The organism is Calidifontibacillus erzurumensis (assembly GCF_013303125.1).
GTDB lineage: Bacteria > Bacillota > Bacilli > Bacillales > Bacillaceae_J > Calidifontibacillus > Calidifontibacillus erzurumensis.
The window spans coordinates 53,805-71,030 of the sequence record NZ_JABTTE010000022.1; the positions used below are offsets into that span (position 1 = coordinate 53,805).

Annotated in this window: 12 protein-coding genes and 1 pseudogene; 3 read left to right on the forward strand and 10 right to left on the reverse strand. The window is 35.7% G+C overall.

The annotated features are described in order from the left end of the window. Positions 1 to 60: 60 nt before the first annotated feature. Positions 61 to 2,175: an MMPL family transporter gene (locus tag HR057_RS13925; RefSeq protein WP_173732049.1), complete on the reverse strand. Its 2,115-nt coding sequence runs from the start codon at positions 2,173 to 2,175 to the stop codon at positions 61 to 63. 520 nt (positions 2,176 to 2,695) lie between these two features. Between HR057_RS13925 and HR057_RS13930 the strand changes: the two genes are divergently transcribed. Next, positions 2,696 to 3,787: a copper amine oxidase N-terminal domain-containing protein gene (locus tag HR057_RS13930; protein ID WP_173732050.1), complete on the forward strand. Its 1,092-nt coding sequence runs from the start codon at positions 2,696 to 2,698 to the stop codon at positions 3,785 to 3,787. Between the two features lie 184 nt (positions 3,788 to 3,971). On the opposite strand, the gene splB is transcribed toward HR057_RS13930, so the two are convergent. Next, positions 3,972 to 5,000 (reverse strand): spore photoproduct lyase, encoded by a 1,029-nt coding sequence (gene splB, locus HR057_RS13935; RefSeq protein ID WP_173732051.1) that lies wholly within the window; start codon positions 4,998 to 5,000, stop codon positions 3,972 to 3,974. Next, positions 4,993 to 5,250: a transcriptional regulator SplA domain-containing protein gene (locus HR057_RS13940; protein ID WP_173732052.1), complete on the reverse strand. Its 258-nt coding sequence runs from the start codon at positions 5,248 to 5,250 to the stop codon at positions 4,993 to 4,995. The genes splB and HR057_RS13940 overlap by 8 nt, the downstream gene beginning before the upstream one ends. Positions 5,251 to 5,828: 578 nt before the next feature. Between HR057_RS13940 and HR057_RS13945 the strand changes: the two genes are divergently transcribed. Then, entirely contained in the window at positions 5,829 to 7,154 is a 1,326-nt protein-coding gene (locus tag HR057_RS13945; protein ID WP_173732053.1) for a globin-coupled sensor protein, read from the forward strand. Positions 7,155 to 7,269: 115 nt separating this feature from the next. Here the strand turns inward: HR057_RS13945 and HR057_RS13950 are convergent, their stop codons facing one another. Both HR057_RS13950 and HR057_RS13955 read right to left on the reverse strand, forming a co-directional pair. Then, entirely contained in the window at positions 7,270 to 9,522 is a 2,253-nt protein-coding gene (locus tag HR057_RS13950) for a UvrD-helicase domain-containing protein (protein ID WP_173732054.1), read from the reverse strand. Between the two features lie 225 nt (positions 9,523 to 9,747). Further along, positions 9,748 to 10,152: a YkvA family protein gene (locus HR057_RS13955; protein WP_173732055.1), complete on the reverse strand. Its 405-nt coding sequence runs from the start codon at positions 10,150 to 10,152 to the stop codon at positions 9,748 to 9,750. 690 nt (positions 10,153 to 10,842) lie between these two features. Here HR057_RS13955 and HR057_RS13960 point away from each other — a divergent pair. After that, positions 10,843 to 11,526, forward strand: a complete 684-nt coding sequence (locus tag HR057_RS13960) for a GGDEF domain-containing protein (protein WP_173732056.1) — start codon at positions 10,843 to 10,845, stop codon at positions 11,524 to 11,526. 270 nt (positions 11,527 to 11,796) lie between these two features. Here the strand turns inward: HR057_RS13960 and HR057_RS13965 are convergent, their stop codons facing one another. The 5 genes and pseudogenes from HR057_RS13965 to HR057_RS13985 all read right to left on the reverse strand — a co-directional run bounded on the left by HR057_RS13965 (position 11,797) and on the right by HR057_RS13985 (position 17,055). Continuing rightward, positions 11,797 to 12,684 carry a VOC family protein gene (locus HR057_RS13965; RefSeq protein ID WP_173732057.1) on the reverse strand — a complete coding sequence of 296 codons (888 nt, stop codon included), beginning with the start codon at positions 12,682 to 12,684 and terminating at the stop codon, positions 11,797 to 11,799. 156 nt (positions 12,685 to 12,840) lie between these two features. Beyond that, positions 12,841 to 13,539 carry an ABC transporter ATP-binding protein gene (locus HR057_RS13970; RefSeq protein WP_173732058.1) on the reverse strand — a complete coding sequence of 233 codons (699 nt, stop codon included), beginning with the start codon at positions 13,537 to 13,539 and terminating at the stop codon, positions 12,841 to 12,843. Beyond that, complete coding sequence (locus HR057_RS13975; protein ID WP_173732059.1) at positions 13,532 to 14,746, reverse strand: ABC transporter permease; 1,215 nt, start codon at positions 14,744 to 14,746, stop codon at positions 13,532 to 13,534. Before HR057_RS13975 ends, HR057_RS13970 begins: the two co-directional genes overlap by 8 nt. After that, on the reverse strand, positions 14,743 to 15,987 hold the full coding sequence (locus HR057_RS13980) for an efflux RND transporter periplasmic adaptor subunit (protein WP_173732060.1): 1,245 nt from the start codon (positions 15,985 to 15,987) through the stop codon (positions 14,743 to 14,745). Before HR057_RS13980 ends, HR057_RS13975 begins: the two co-directional genes overlap by 4 nt. Before the next feature lie 327 nt (positions 15,988 to 16,314). Beyond that, a pseudogene (locus HR057_RS13985) lies at positions 16,315 to 17,055 on the reverse strand (methyltransferase domain-containing protein). Positions 17,056 to 17,226: the final 171 nt, after the last annotated feature.

The window sequence follows — 17,226 nt, forward strand, 5'->3', positions numbered from 1 at the left end:
GATGCCTAGCTATAAAAAATTGGAGGGCCCCAATTACGGTTCCCTCCTACCTCATTCTATTTACACCGCTCCCTTTAAAGGTCTCGTTTTATCCTTTTCAAAAAATAATATGAGTGAAGGTAATAGCATGCCTCTCACTAAAAAGGTATCCATAATAATTCCGATGGCAACGATAAATCCAAAAATAGATAAATCAGTAATTGGCATCGTTATTAAAGCTGCAAATGTAGCCGCAAGAATAACTCCTGCTGACGAAATGACACCTCCTGTATTTCGGATTGCAACCTCTAAAGCATCTTTCACTTTTAGAGTTTTTCGCTCTTCAAAAAAGCGGCTTACTAAAATAATGTTGTAGTCAATTCCTAACGCCACTAGAAATATAAAAGCATAAACGGGTGCTCGAGTTGAAATCGCATCGAAGCCAAATATCACATCTACTAAAAAGATTCCTAATCCTAAAGCAGATAGATATGAAATTAAAATGGTTGCCATCATATAAATTGGCATTTTAATGGAACGAGTTAAAAAGAATAACAGCGCTAGGATCAATATTGTTTCTAAAGTAACTATTTTCTTAATATCGCTATTATTCACTTGTTGTTCATCAACTAATTTGGCTGTTACTCCAGCATACGATAACTGAACTTCTTTATTGTTTGATAAACGAAAAGTTGAATAATCTTCACGGAATTTCTCTAAAAATTCAATCGCCTCTATACTATACGGATTATCCCTTAAAGAAACGGTTATTTTTCCGTATTTCCCATTCTCTGTTAAGCCAGAAGGCCTTGATGAACTAATATGTTCATTCTCTGTAAAAGCCGCAGAAATTTCTTGTAAATCTTCTTGTGTTAATTGATCTCCAGAAACCAATACGGTTGTTTGTGCTAAATCGCCTTTGTTAAACTTCTCTTCTACAATTTCAAATCCTCTTCTTGACGGTAAATCTTCAGGAAAGCCTTTCACCATATTAAATTCGTAATTTAAGTTGAATATATTTAGTGCTGTAACAATTAAAAATAACAGCACCACTCCACCAGCTAAAAACGGTTTTCCGACAACAAACTTGGCCACAGGCCCCCATATGCCATGTTTGACTTCTTTGGTCTCCCCATATTTCGGTACTTTCGGCCAGAATGCTTTACGGCCAAACAAGGCAAATAAAGCTGGGATGAGCGTTACAGAAGCAATCATAATAATTACCATCGCCGTTGCGAATACTGGGGCAAAGTTTTGATATTCACGAAAATCAGCAAAATATAAAATAATCATGGCAGCAAAAACCGTACCGCCTGCAAATAACACAGGTTCTGCGGTCGCTCCGATCGCTGCTTTCATTGCTTCATATTGATCTTCATAATGATTCAACTCTTCCCGATAACGGGAAAACACAAATAATGAATAATCAACAACAGCCGCAAATAATAAAATGCTCATGATCGAAGCTGTTGAATTATTGATTTCAAGTCCACCCGCACCTAACAAAGCGACCGTTTGATTGACGACTTGATAGACGACAACCGTTGCAAGTAACGGGATCATTGCTAATAATGGAGAACGGTAAATTCCAATTAATAAAACCAATATAATACCAATGGTTGCAAATAATAAATTCAAGTCTGCAGATTCAAATAATCTGACTGTATCACCTGCAATACCAGCCGGACCCGTAATATAAAATTCGATATTTAACTTTTCTGCAATATTTCGTCCTACCTCAGTCGTTTCCTCATTAATCTCTGCATAGTCTGCATTTCCTAAACCTGCTTTAAGATTCATCGGAACGATCATTGTCGTTTCATCTTCTGATAAAAACGCACGTAATGCATGAGGTGGCAATTTAGAAATATCGACGATTTTCTCGATCCCCTCAATATTTGCCTCTTTAATTTCTTCAATAATCATAATAACGTCTTCGATAGCAAGCTTTCCGTCCGGTTTATAAAATACGTAAATTCCCGGTGTTCCTTGGTCAGTAGGGAAATATTGATCTAATTGATTTTGTGTAATAATTGATTGCGCCTCATCAGGCAGTGATTGAAAATTTGATACTTTGTAGTCTCCCAATTTTGGTCCTGCGCTCATAACAATCATCAACACAAGCCAAATAACAACGGTCATCCAAGCACCTTTTTTTGTTGAAACTTTATCCGTTAATGATTTTAAAAAATTCATCGTTTCCCTCCTTCTGGCTTCTTCTTTCTTAAGAAATTTCAATAATATAAGGAGAAAGGAACACTGCCCCTTTTTTGGGCCAATACTTAAAAAAGGCCACGTTCAACCTCATTTATAAAAAAATTCCTGAAGCTGCAAAAAATCCAACTTCAGTAACTACAATTTCCATTATCGGAAGTTATTAAACAGCGGAATTTATTGGCTCTGGAAAGAGGGAAAAGAGATGTGCTTCATCAAAAAAAACATTGCAAATAGGAAGCCGATAATGAGGTATTTACTGTCAATTTGAACGTTTTAAGACCATGTAACAACCGAAAAAAATTGCTTTAAACATTGCCAGCAAAACACAGTAAGATCTTTTGTAAGTTTTTTGTAAGATGCTTCATGTTTAATATTCTGTAGTTCAAAACAATTAAAAAACCGTCCTGGTGCAAATACAAAGAATTTTTTTATTGTCTAAAGCAAGGTGGGCGTTTCCAAAGTTTATTTAAAAAATTAAAAAGAAAGGGGAAAGAAAGTCATGAGAAAGAAATTAGGAATGATCGGATTGTCAGCACTGCTTTCCATCAGTACAGTGCAAGCAGCCTCGGCAGCGGATCTTTGGTCGGAAAACCTTTGGGAGGACGATCAACCAACCCTAGATAATTATTATTACCATCAGACTCCTTATACAGATTTATGGTCAGAAGGTCTATGGGAAGATCATTCAAATACAACACCGACTAACCATCATCATAATAACAACCAAAGTTCTCCTTATACGGACCTTTGGTCAGAAGATCTTTGGAACGATACTGAAACAACAAATCATGAACCTAAAGAAACTACAAAACAAGACCTGTGGACGAATCCTACTTATGTAGAGCTTTGGTCCGAACCTGAATATGTTGAAATTTGGTCAGATGTCGTTACAACAAATCAATGGGCCGATTTAGTGAACACACCTCAATGGTCAAAGGCTATAGAAACTGGTCAATGGATGGATGTTGTGAAAACAAAAGAATGGGAAGCTGTACAACAAACGCAATCTTGGAAAAGCTTAGTTGATTCCCAATCAACCTCCTGGATCGATTCTTCCGTACTGGAAATGCCTCCTGGTGAGGTCTCGTTTGACACACCACCACTAGTAGAGGGTGGCCGTACTTTCGTGCCTCTACGTACAATCTTAGATTTGACAGGTGCCGAAGTCGATTGGAACAATGCAAAACAAACTGTAACTGCGAAGAAAGGGAATATTACGATTGTCTTAACGATTGGCTCTAAAACGGCACTAGTAAATAATAATAAAGTTACCTTAGATGCACCTGCAAAAATAAAAGATGGCCGCACACTTGTACCATTAAGATTCGTTTCCGAGCGATTAGGATACAAAGTGGATTATGATACGAAAGCTAGAAAGGTAACTATCGATGATAAATGGTATTTTAGTACAGATCCAAAGACGTACCAAAGTAAAAAATCAAACTATAAAACAAATACGTCAAACTCAAAATCAAATGATTTAATTTACGGCGGGTTAAACGATGCCCAATGGAACGCTATGAAAATTTTAGAAAAATACGGTGCAAGCGGCGGCTTTGGTCTAAATTATTGGGGACAAAGCGGATTTTAATAGCAGCAAAGGATAGAGAAAAAATTTCTCTGTCCTTTTTTACTTTTTATGCTCGAAACACTCCCGATCATATTTTAGACTGGACAACACCCTTTCTCTTTCTTTCATTTTTCATAATAAAATACTCGTCGAACATGCCAACAACTTGATTTTATTCAAATGCGTCAGCTTAGGTCATTTGCAATCATGTAAAATATTCAAGTTTTGCTTCAGGAAAGTAAGTTTTAATGTAATTTCCAAGAGTATTTTTTATATCTTCCTGCTCTTCATCTATGTAAACATATTTCCCGATTCCGTAACGTCCCCATTTCCATTTTCTTTTTGATTCATCCAGTTCCAACTTTGTCATTGGATAATTTTTTTCAATGACACGCTTAGCCGGCTTTGTAAAACGGTGTTGAATCAATTCAAAAGTTAAATCTTTTGTTGCTGTTTTTGGAAGTTGCGCTTCTAATTTTTCAAACATTTCTCGGTACCCTTCTTTCCAACCGTCATGCAAATAGATTGGAGCAATGATGAATCCTAATGGATATCCTGCTTCAGCAACCTTTTTAGCAGCTTCAATTCTGTCATCTTGGCTCGATGTTCCAGGTTCAAAATTTTTTATGATATAGTCATCGTTCATGCTAAATCGAAAACGAGTACGACCATTATGCTTTGCATTAAGCAAATGATCAACATGAGCAAATTTTGTTACAAACCGTAATTTCCCGTATTTTGATTCTCCAAAAAATTCAATGGCTTTCTTTAACGTATGCGTTAAATGGTCAACCCCGACCACATCAGACGTACAAGAAGCTTCAAACCTCGTAATTTCAGGAGCTCGCTCTTTCATATAGTTTTCAGCCGCATCAAATATATCATCAATGTTTACATAAGTCCTGATATACGGCTTGCTCCCCATCGTCGTTTGCAAATAACAATAATGGCAATGACCCATGCATCCAGTTACAAAAGGAATGGCATATTCAGCTGAAGGCTTCGATGTATCAAACTTTAATGTTTTCCTTACACCGACAACAAGTGTCGATTTTGCAATGCGGTACCGCTGGAAATCATTTTCCCCAGGTAAATTGCGAATTTGGTTATGGGATGTCGTTTTTCGAATTTCAATTCCCATTTCCCGAAATTTTGCAACGAGTTCCCTTCCAAGGGAATATTCCAAAGCTCCAGGCTCCACATAGACAAGTTGCGGTACAAATGGTTTAACCATAGTATTCCTCCGCATCCAAATACCCAAATGCTTCCCGGAAAGCATTCTCTGCCTCGCTCTCTGTTGGAAAGACCGCTACTTCATCCGTTAATGGATAATACGTGTCATAAACAAACAATGCCAATTCACCTGGTGAATAAGGATTTTCAACAACAGCGGCTTGTTGGACATTTGCTACATCTTGCACATGTGGGTTTCGAATGATCACATACACGATTTGGCCAGGCTGATAAGATTGGTGTAAAGCCATATCTCTCAATCCTTCCTTACATAATAGAAGTTTTTTTCACATTTCCCTTAGCTTCTCCGAAATGTTATTGATTTATCATCGTTATAAAAAATAAGGATTTATTTAAAATTCGAATTTAAATTCTCTATTCGAATGGTTGAAGTAGAGATCTTAGAGGGCCTTCGAAAACAAAAAAGTACATTTGTAAACTGGAGTTTTTAATCAAGTCTAATTTTTCTTCAAAGTCACTTTAAGATTCACAGTTTAGCCAGGTGAATCATTATAAAAATTTTTAATAAAAAAATCTATTTTAAACTTGTCAATATCATAAATTAACTGTAGACAAGCAAAATCAACAGTAGGTAAAATAAAGACATTAAACAATTTCATTTTTATGACCTATACTTTTTTTCATTTTTGTCTCCTTTGTAGAAGAACAGGAACAAGTATGGTCTTACTTCTACAATAGGAGTTTTTTAATGCGTAAATATTTTGTTAAGTTTCCATTTTTTATAGTTAGACAACACTTATAGGGATCACCCCCTATTATGTAATCAAATTACTATGGTTTAGAAATAGGTAAAATGGGGGAATGCAAATTGGCATTTTTTACATTTCGGACAACTAAAAAAAAGCCAAGCACTTTAGAGCTAAGTCAACCTCATTTAACACAGGTAAAGTTTCAAATAACAGATCCTGTGATAAGAAAACAAGTTGAAATGATGAATCTAACACCGCAAGACCTTGCCATCATTCGAACAATTGCCCCACTCGTTAAGGAAAATTTGGAATTTGTAACAAAATTTATTTATGATCACTTAACCCAAAATAAAAATTTGGTCGAAATCATTTCTGACCATTCCAACCTAGAAAAACATACGGAAATTGTTAAAAACCATCTAATAAACATTTTAGATTGTCAAATTGACGATGCATATATTGCCAAGCGACGAAAGATTGCGCAAGTACATGTGAAAGTTGGTTTATCAGTACCATGGTTTATTTCTGCCATCCAAGTTATAAATAATGCATTCCTTGAATTAGTTGAAAAAAAAGTAACCGATGTAAAAGATGCTTTAACGATCATGTCTGCTGTAAATAAAATCTTAAACTTTGAAATGCTTCTTATTCTAGGAGCTTATGAAACGGAAAGTAAGAGAGTCATTGAAGAGAGTTTTCAATACAGGAACGAAATTAATAATGCTATAACAATTACTGCAGACCAATTAGGAGAAGTAGTAAAACAAACCAATCTTTCCATTCAGGAGATCCTCAATCAAACCCATGAAGTTGCTATTCATTCCAAAGAAGGAACGAAACTTTCGGCAAAGGCGAAGAATAAAGCGCTAGAAGGTAAAAAACAGATGGAAGAACTGCAGGAGAACTCACAACATGTCGAAGATGGTACGATTAACATTTCCAAAGAATTACAAAACTTAGAAAACAATTTTGAGAAAATGAAAACTATCACACAAATTGTAGAGAATGTTGCTAATCAGACAAACTTACTTGCCTTAAATGCAGCCATTGAAGCGGCACGTGCTGGTGAATCTGGAAAAGGATTTGCAGTCGTGGCAAATGAGGTCAGAAAATTAGCTGAACAAACAAAAATATCTGCCTCTAGCATTTCAGATTTAATTAACGAGGCAAATGAGAAAATGGATCATTTAGTCCAATCAATGGACATTGTAAAAGACCATGTCCAAACAGGTAACAAAATAAGCCTGAAAACAAGCGCTTCCTTTGAACTGATTCTTAACTCCATGTTAGAAAACCAAGAAAAAAATCATCAAATTGAAAGAGAATTAGACGCATTAAATCAAAATATCGAAAAAATAAATAATGCCTCCACAGAAATTTTGGAATTAATGGATGAATTAAAAACATTACGGTCTTTAAGGGACTCAAAAAGCAGCCAAACTTAAAAGGCTGCTTTTACATTTTTATTAAAATAATAGTTGTAAGATTTTTAGAGGAACAGCTCAATTTTAAGGCTGCTTTTTTTATTAAAGATATGTTATTCGAAAAAAAGATATATCATCAAGAAACACCTAATTCCTTACTCCCCTTTTCCATCGGAGCTTTACATAATGGACATTCTTTCGACGGCAATTCCGATTCCTCAAAAGTAAGAATGCGTTGCCATGCATTGCACGTATCACTCGTACATATCCATGCATAAACAGACTCTGTTTCTGAGCAAATAAAGGAAGAATGTTTTTGTTTTGGTTCAGCACTGCTCTTTGTAGGTTCTGGAAATGCAGACAGTATAAACCTTGAAACTTCCGTTTTTTTCCCTCGATGATATGCAGGTGAGCTAATAATCAGTTCTTCCTTTGCACGGGTAATAGCAACATAGGCTAACCGGCGTTCTTCTTCCATGGCAGCAATGATTTTGTCTTTTACAGAATGCGCAGTAAACACATCATTCATTTTGTCCGCATCAAATATAGAACTGTGCGGCATATTGCCTTCCGATGCTCCGATGATAAAGACAACAGGAAACTCAAGTCCTTTCGATTTGTGAATGGTCATTAAAAAAACTCTATCGTCATTCTCGTGCTGGCTATAATTTATTGCATTACGCTTCTCTGCAACTGCAGCGATAAAAGAAACAAATTCTTCAATCGATGTAAATCGTTTGGCTGATGATTCCAGCTCATCCAGCATTTCACGCATCATTTCTTTGTGGTACGTCAATATATGCGCCTCTAAATACTTGTCATAAAACTCGTTTCGCATCAATTGGATCGCATCAAAAGGTTTCATTGACGTTAACGATTTGATCTGTTTGAGACGTTCAACCACTTTCTCTTTTTGAAATTCTCTTATATTTGGGAAAGACGTTAGATGAATCATCGGCCATTTTTTCTTTTGTATTTTTTCTTGATGAAGGATGAATTCCATACTTCTTTCCCGATTCATGTACAATGTCGGCAAAATGCCTTCCATTGCATTAAAATCCCGCGAATTCAAAGATAGACGAAAATGATCAATAAGTGGCTTGACCAACCAATGATCGTAAAACGATTGTTCACTTCCATAATCAACAAATGGAACATTATCAAAAATAAATTGTTCTATGATGGCACGTCTATTGCTCTCCGTTCGATGAAGAATCGCAAAATCACTAAACTTACGTTTTCCTTGCTTCACTTGATCCAAAATATATGTTGTAATAATCTTTGCTTCATCGTCGGTATTTTTTGGTCGGATGTATTGAGGCTTGGTTTCGCTTTGCTGTGTTGCTTTCAACGTTTTCTTTTTCCGCTGTTTGTTATGGCGGATCACTTCATTTCCAAGCCCTACAATGCTTTTTGCAGAACGGTAGTTGATATCGAGCGTAATCGTCTTAGCATCCGGATACAACTTATCAAAATTCAAGATGAATTCGTTTCTTGCTCCATTAAAGGAGTAAATTGTTTGATCATCATCACCGACAATCATCAAATTGCGATGCGGTTCGGCAATCATCTTGACCAGCTCGTACTGCAGCATATTTGTATCTTGAAACTCATCAACCATGACATATAAAAATCGATTTTGCAACGCAGCTAGTAACGCCGGTTTTTGGTGAAGCATTTGGTAAGCGATCTGTAATACATCGTCAAAGTCAATCTTGTAGTTTTCCTTTTTCCACTTTTCATAGAAAGTAAAAATCGACTTTAGTTCCTTTTCCTTCTCGGTTGTTTCCGGCAAGCTATATATATCTATCATCTGCATCTTGTAAGAGGATAATAATGAAAGTAAAGTCTCCGGTTGATACTCATCATGGAGTCCCATCTCACGTAAAATTTGTTTAAGTATGATATGCTGAAACCTTGTTTCACTCAAAATATCTTGTGTTACTCCATATTTTCGAATGATTTGCAGAAAAAACGAGTGAAACGTGCGTGCTTGAATGGTTGACGTGATCTGTTTATTCATTCCAGGCAAATGGGCGATCCGCTCACGCATTTCCTCTGCCGCTTTTTTAGAAAACGTTAAAAGCAAAATATTCCTCGGATCAATATTACGAACCGCTAGCAAATAGCCTGTCCTACATACTAAAACAGAAGTTTTCCCAGTCCCTGCCCCTGCAAGGGTAAGCAATGGTCCTTGAAAATGACGGACTGCTTGTATTTGCTGTTCATTCAAAAAAATCCCTTGTTTCTCCAACGATCGAAAGAAAAAGGCATCTTGATCAGTATTCGGTACCAAGTCTTTACTTGTTTCCGTACTCGCAGTTTGTGCAATCGGAATCGTTTGGCTCCCTGCTCCAAGTGGTGTTTTATAAAAAACCGTGCTATTCAAATGATCACCTACATTTTTGTCATAACTCGCGCATTAGTTTTTTCAATCCATTTATCAAAACGATTAGCCTGTTGATCAATGGGATTCGTAACGATTATGTATAAAAGAATATCATTCTCAGTTTCCAGTCAACAGGCGTCCGTTTTATTCTATCAAAATGGATGGGGGCTTACTAGTTTAGATTAGTCCTTAAAAAATAAGGCAAGGTTTCCCCAGCCTCATTATTTAACTAATCTTATGATCAATTTCAGATGTATCTACATTTTCTCCAAACCAGTCTTTCAATTTTTCTTTTGCTTTGCTTTTTACATCTCCATCAATGTACATAGCTACCTGTAATAAAGCAATTCCTAGAGCTCCTAGGTCATCAGTAAATCCAACGGCTGCTGCAACATCAGGTATTAGGTCAAACGGAAGGATAAAATAGCCTAGTGCTCCAATAATAATTGCCTTCGTCTTTGCAGGAACCTCAGGTTTTTGAAGTGTAAAATATAAAAGCAATACTGCGTATACAACAGATGATCCTGCCTTTTTTGCAAACTTCGTTAGTTTATCCCAAAATTTTTCTTCAGAGTAATGTTTGCTTGCGCTTTCCAGCTCTTTTTCTAATTCTTCAGGTGATTTTTCCATTCCTTATTCTCCTTCAATTATTGTTAGAAAATTTACAATTAATGTATTTATTACCTCATCCATGTACAACTTAGTTTTTCAGGAAAATCATATCATAAAACCCGTTGTGCTATTTAAAGAAACTCCACTGAAATTGAATGTTTTTGAGCAATTTACTGCTAAATAATATACAACTAAACATCACCTCATTATAATCTTTACGTGTTGAGGTGAAGCTTCCAACAATTTATACCTTAAGGAAGAATGTATTTTTCACTATTTTCAAATTTCAAAATTTTATATAATTAGAATATATATCTAATACCTTTAATGGTAATTCAATTTGGAATATGTAAGAAAGTGAATGAGAGGTATGGAGGATTATCTGGGAAACAACAAATATGTAAATCTTAAACGAAAAATATATCTTGTCATCTTCCCTTTACTTTTTATAACAGACGGAGCCTATTGGCTATTTTCACAATATGTTGACGACTTCATGAGAATTGCTTTGCCCCTAGTATGCTTATTTTTTGCAATTATTTGGGTTCTAATTTATAAAAATCTTTTTTTCGTACGTGTGAGATTATTTGTTTAGGCGTATTCACTTTTTACCATCTGTATAGAGTTCACTGTTTATTTGAACAACTCAATGGTGGAGTTATTAATGTCTATGTCTTTTGGTCTCCTATTTACCTCTTTTATGTTTTTATGGTTCTTGAAAGAAAATATGCACTAGGGTACTCACTTTTCATTATTTTCATCACTATAGTAATGGGATTCCCTTATTTCCATAATCCAATAGCCTTTGATTCCTTAACGCAATTTTACATTAGCACTATTTTATATACTTTAATCTTATTCTATTTTCAAAAACTTGTTGCTGTTTATATACAGTCTGATATTTTAAGAAAAAATGCTTATTATGATGCTTTAACTGATATTGGAAATAAAAGGTCCATCGATAGCTGGCTGGAATCCGAAATCAAACGTTGCAATGAAACGAATAGTGTTTTTTCAATTATTTACTTTGATATTGATTATTTTAAGAAAATTAACGATACCTTCGGTCACCATATTGGAGATAGCGTTTTAATAGAGTTTTCTTCATTAATAAAAAATCACATAAGACCTAGTGACTTCTTTGGACGTTGGGGTGGAGAAGAGTTTATTATCATTTTAACAAACCAGTTTTTAACAGAAGTGACTCAATTTGCTGAAAACCTAAGAAAAATCATTGAAGATCATACTTTTCAATTCGTTGGTAAAGTAACTGCTAGTTTTGGAGTTTCCTGTCTCCAACCTAACGACGTACCTAAAACTTTAATAAAACGAGCGGATCAAGCACTTTATATCGCCAAAAATCATGGAAGAAATATGGTAAAAGCCAATTAGATTCTTATACAATCAAATTTGATTAGTAAGCGGTTGCATTAAAGTGTTATTGAAGTACAATACTTGAATGCAACCTTTTCCTTGTTGTTCACTTACAGGCAAACGAAAAGCCAGTTCCTCTTAAAAAGATAACTGGCTTTTTCTTCGTTATGCAATGTCCGATTTTCAAAAAGGGTGAACAAAAACTTAAATTCACAAACAATGGCTTCAGAAAAATTTTATAACTGCAATCGTTACTGCTGGGAATTCGACGTAATCATTCTTATTATTTTATTCTTTTTCAAAACAAACCTTCTCTAGCGTTGCAATATCGATTTTTTTCATTTTAAAGAGCACTTGTTGAACTTTTTGAATTTCTTCTTTTGATCCACTACTTAAATACTCATCAATGTTTTCAGGAACAATCTGCCATGAAACTCCATATGGATCCTTTAGCCATCCGCATTGTTCGGCTTCAGGTACGGCTGAAAGTTTATCCCAATAGTAATCGATCTCTTTTTGATCTTTACAGTTTACAATGAGAGAAAAGGCTTCATTAAAGGTGTAATCAACATCAAATCCATTATCCATGGCTGAAAAATTCATGCCACATAGCTTAAAAGCAGCATAATTGATTTTTGCCTTTGGCGTTGCTGCTTCACCAGGTCCATACTTGCTAATAAACTCTATTCCGGAATCCGGAAAAACTTCCGTATAGAATTTTAATGCTTCTTCCGTCTTCCCACAAGATTCACCAGAGAAAAGTAGGTTTGGTGTAATCTTTTGTGCCGGCTGATCACCTTCTATAAGCATCAGCTGCCAAGACAACCCATATCGATCTTGAATCCAACCATAGCGCTTATTAAATGGATATTCGCCTAAAGGCATTAATTCCTTACCGCCTTCTGATAAAGCCTTCCATTTCATATCCACTTCTTCAATAGAATCGCATGCGACCATCAAGGATATAGAAGGATTAAATTGAAAGTAAGGACCGGCGCTAATCGCCTGAAATTGCTGGCCAGCCAATTCAAAAGTGACAATATCTGTATCTCCAGAAGGAGTATTTTCTAAAACGTTCACGCTCAGAATTCTAGAGTTTTCAAACAAACTAACGTAAAACGATGCGGCTTCTTTGGCTTCTTTGTCATACCATAAATGTGGAATTATTTTTTGCATAAGAGCCTCCTTAAAGGAAAATGAATTATATTTAAAATTCTACCCTCCTTCATTATCTCCTCCTACAAAGAACTCAAACATAAAAAGAAAAAAAGTAGGACGCATGGAAAAAATCCGTGCGTCCGTAAAAAATCATTTTGTTTTTTAAAAACACTATCACTGTAATTTATTCTTATAATCCCTGCTTATATTGCCGTCTTTCATTTCAATGACTCGATCCGATTTCTCTGCAATTTGGTCATTATGGGTAACGATTAAAATGGTCGTTCCAAATTCCTTATTGATATCCCGAAATAGTTCATATACTTGTGCTGTTGTTTCTGTATCAAGGTTTCCAGTTGGTTCATCCCCAAGTAAAATGGCCGGATCATTAATCAAGGCTCTTGCTATAGCCACCCTTTGCTGCTGGCCGCCTGATAAATTCGTTGATTTATGATTAATATAATCCTTCAATCCAACGAGTTCAAGCAGCTCTTTCGCACGGTTCTCATACTTTTTGCTTACATTTCCCATTTTAATCCAAGTTGGGATCAGCACATTTTCAAGTGCCGTGAACTCCGGTAATAGATGATGAAATTGGAAAATAAAACCAATATTTTGATTCCGGAATTCTGCAAGTTTATCTTCCGTCATTTTCCCATATTCTTGTCCTTTAAAAAGAACTTCACCGCTTGTTGGTGTATCTAGCGCTCCAAGGATGTTGAGCAACGTCGATTTTCCAGAACCGGAATAACCAATGATGCTCACGAATTCTCCTTCAGTAAGCGAAAAATTAATGCCATGTAAAATTTCTGTTTTAACAGTCGTACCATATTCTTTTCTAATATTGCGAGCTTCTAAAACAATATTATCCATGGCGAATAACCTCCACAGGGTCTAGCTTTGATGACTTTCGTGCAGGTAAAAAGGCTGCAATTGTACAAGCTACGACTGCAATGATACAAATAGGGACAATACTTCCTGCCTTTAGGTGCAACGGAAATAGTGGTACTCCTGTTTTTAAAGAAGTTCCCCATAGGAAAGCTTTTACTAAAGCGATTCCGAGCCCTGCTCCAAGAGCACTGCCTATAACACCTAATAAGCCACCTTGAAATAGAAAAATCCGACTTGCGCTCCTGCTTTTCGTACCCATCGCTTTCAAAATTCCTAGTTGCTTAGATTTCTGTACGACTGAAACTGCAAGGACACTTGAAATTCCTAGAGTTACAGCCAATAAAACAAAGGCTTGAATCATGAGGGATGACTGCTGCTGGCTTCTAAGACCTGTTAATAAAGAAGCATTGCTTGCCATCCAATTGTCTGTATGAATACCTTCCAATCGGTTTGCAATCGAAGCCATGACAATTTCTGCATCAAATACATCGTGAATTTGCATTTCAATTTTTGAAACTTCATTTCTAAAGCCTAATAATTTTTGAGCTCTCGCTAAATCCATAAAGACCCAGCTGCTATTTAAAGATTTATTTTCTAAGTCAAATATTCCAGATACAACAAAAGATTGCATCGTTCCATTGGCCAGTTGAATAGTCATCGCATCATTAATGGCTAATTCATTTTCTTCTGCCAGTTCTTTTCCAATCATCACATAGTTTCCTTCTAAAGTTCCCATGCCATCTATCAATCTATCATTGATTCGGTAAATTTCATTCGCCTTTTCAAGATCTACTCCTCGTACCAAAATCGGGGTCGTTTGCCCGCTTTTGATTACAAAACCATTTCCCTCCACAACCGGAGATACAGCAGAAATATCTTCCCTCTCCATTAAAATTTCCTCAAGGGCCTCCCAGTTTCCTAAAGTTGTATTTTTTTCAGTAAAATTTCCTCTAATATAGTTGCTGCTCTCATCGGAGGTCTTTAAGTTATTAAAATCTTCATCTCCAGAAATCCATACATGCGGACTATCACCAACGGCTGTATTAATCATATTTTCTTGCAGACCTGTAATTAAAGTATTTAAAAATACCATTACACCGACGCCAACTGTGATTCCAAGCAAGATAAATAACGTCTGGCCTTTTCCTTCCTTCAGAAACCTTACGGCAACTTTCCATTCAAAAATCATAGGCCTTTCTCACTTTCTTCAGAAAGAGTCACGTTAACTTCCATGCCCTCCTCTAATTTTTCAGGATGCAAGATGACCATTCCCGCTGATAGCCCTTTTAAGACCATAATATTTTTGCTGTTTTTGTTAGCTACGACAATCTTTTGCTTCACAACTTTTCCATTTTCATCCTTAATATAAACAGCTGGTGTTTCATCATTAATGAGATATTCACCCGGAATTACGATGGCTTGTTCATAAACTTGGCCAACGAATTCTACTTTTACAGACATATTCTGTAGGAAAAGATCCGTTTTTTCGTTTATCTTTACTTTTACCCGGACAGTGCCTGAATCTTTGTCAACCTCTGGGCTAATGAACACAACAGTCCCTTTCACAACATCATCAGGGTAAGCCTCTGTCGTAATTTGAGCTTCTTTTCCAACTACCACAAAGTTTAAATATTTTTCATCGATATCAACAACTGCATATTTATGGTTATCAGATGCAATTTTCATAATGGCTTCCCCTGCTTGAACAAACGTTCCAAGCTCGACTAAACGCTCGATGACGACTCCATCCATCGGGGCTTTCACTGTGTATTTATCTAATAACATTTTTTGCTTATTTACTTTAGCATCAGCCGCTTCGATCGATGCTTTCAGTTCTTGGTCAGCATTCACCGGTGAACGCAGCGATTCTAACCGGTCATACGCTGATTGTATTTTTATTTCGAGGGCAGCCAGCTGTTCATTTAAATTTGTTAAGTCTTTAGGAGGCAAAGCCCCAGCTTCCACAAGTGTTTTTGTTTCCTGAATTTTCGTATGTAACTGTGATCGTTCTAACTCAAGGGTTGCAATTTCATTTTCTTGTAATACTCGTTGGTCATGAATCGCTTGCTCATTTTGAGAATATGATTTCTTATAATCTTCGTATCTAGCTTTTGCTACATTACTGTTTGTTTCTAACTCCTCAAGTTCAATACGTGCCATGCGGTCATCAATTTTCGCTAATAAATCCCCTGTCTTGACTTTCGTGCCAACTTCCCCATAAATATCTTTGATAGTTCCGCTAACCTCTGCTTTAATTTCAACCATTTTATCATATTCAACAGACCCAATGCTGCTAATCATTTCCTTATATGTAGTGTCTTCAATTTTATAACCGATGACATCCATTGATTTCGTTTGATTTTGTATGACCATAAAAACAACTGCAATAAAGACGACTAAGCCAATACCAATGAATAAATTCTTTTTCAATGCGGATCCCCCTTCCCCATGATTGGAATCTAAACGGTAAAATTCTAATAAATCTTTTTTCATTTTATCATATGCAAACGGTATGACTAAACTTTAGTAATGCTATTGATAGTAAGGAAGTTGGATTCGAGGCTGTTTCCACAAATCGTAATGCCTTTATATTTAAAATTAACTAAAATAAAGCCGTACCTAATTTATGGTACGGATCTTTGTAGTCCCTCTAAAGAAAAGGAGAATTATTCTATTACTTGCAGTTTTTAAATCCAACAGCGTCTAAAATTCTATGTAATTGCTTTGAATTTTATATTTACTGGGAAATAAGTACAGTTACTTTCTTCCTTCCAAAATCATTGCATTTCCTAATATTTTTTTGCCTAATAAGAGCTTCGGCAATTTTATTACTTCAGAAAGTTTAAAGGTATTCAATTCAGATATTCCCTGTTTCTTTATGGATTTTATGAGATCTTTTTTCATCTCCAAATACTTTTTCATCCATAAACAAGTCTAAGAAGACAAATACACCACCAGGTTTTAATACTCTTAACGCTTCTGAAATAACTTCTGTTTTATTTTTCTTATCCTTCACTTCATGAAATGTTAAACAACTTACAACTACATCAAATTCACCATCATGAAAGGGTAGAGCTGAAGCACTTGCTTTCAAAAATACAATCCGATCATGGACTCCTTCTAGTTCAGCATTTTGTTCACATTGAGCTTTCGGATATTCCCAATTTTCGCCCCAATAATCAATTCCCGTTAAGGAAGATGCAGGGAAAGCCTTTGCCAATTTAATAATGAGCGACCCACTCCCTGTACCTATATCTAGAAATTTCCCTTTCCCATCCCAATTAACCTTGGAAACAATTAAATCATGTATTTTTGACTGATAATTCCCTCCAAAAGCTGCGAATTGGTAAACTGAATAAGAAAGAATAAAAACTATATAAATAAAAGGCAATGCTAAGAGCCCTGACAGAACTCGATGATACACATGAATAGGCAATAATGTTACAGAAATTAGAATGAGTGAAATTACCAAAAAATAAGCAATTTGTAAATTGGAATCCATGTTTTATATTTAGCTTTTGCTTTCTAGTAAACAATCGTCCTTTAATACCCTAATTTCGATCCACCAAATGAATAAGTGTTAAATACTTTGGTAAAAGGTACTCAATCTATTTAAAGAAATATTCTTGTTCTTTCTCACGCAACCAATAATGAAAATTTTTTTCACAG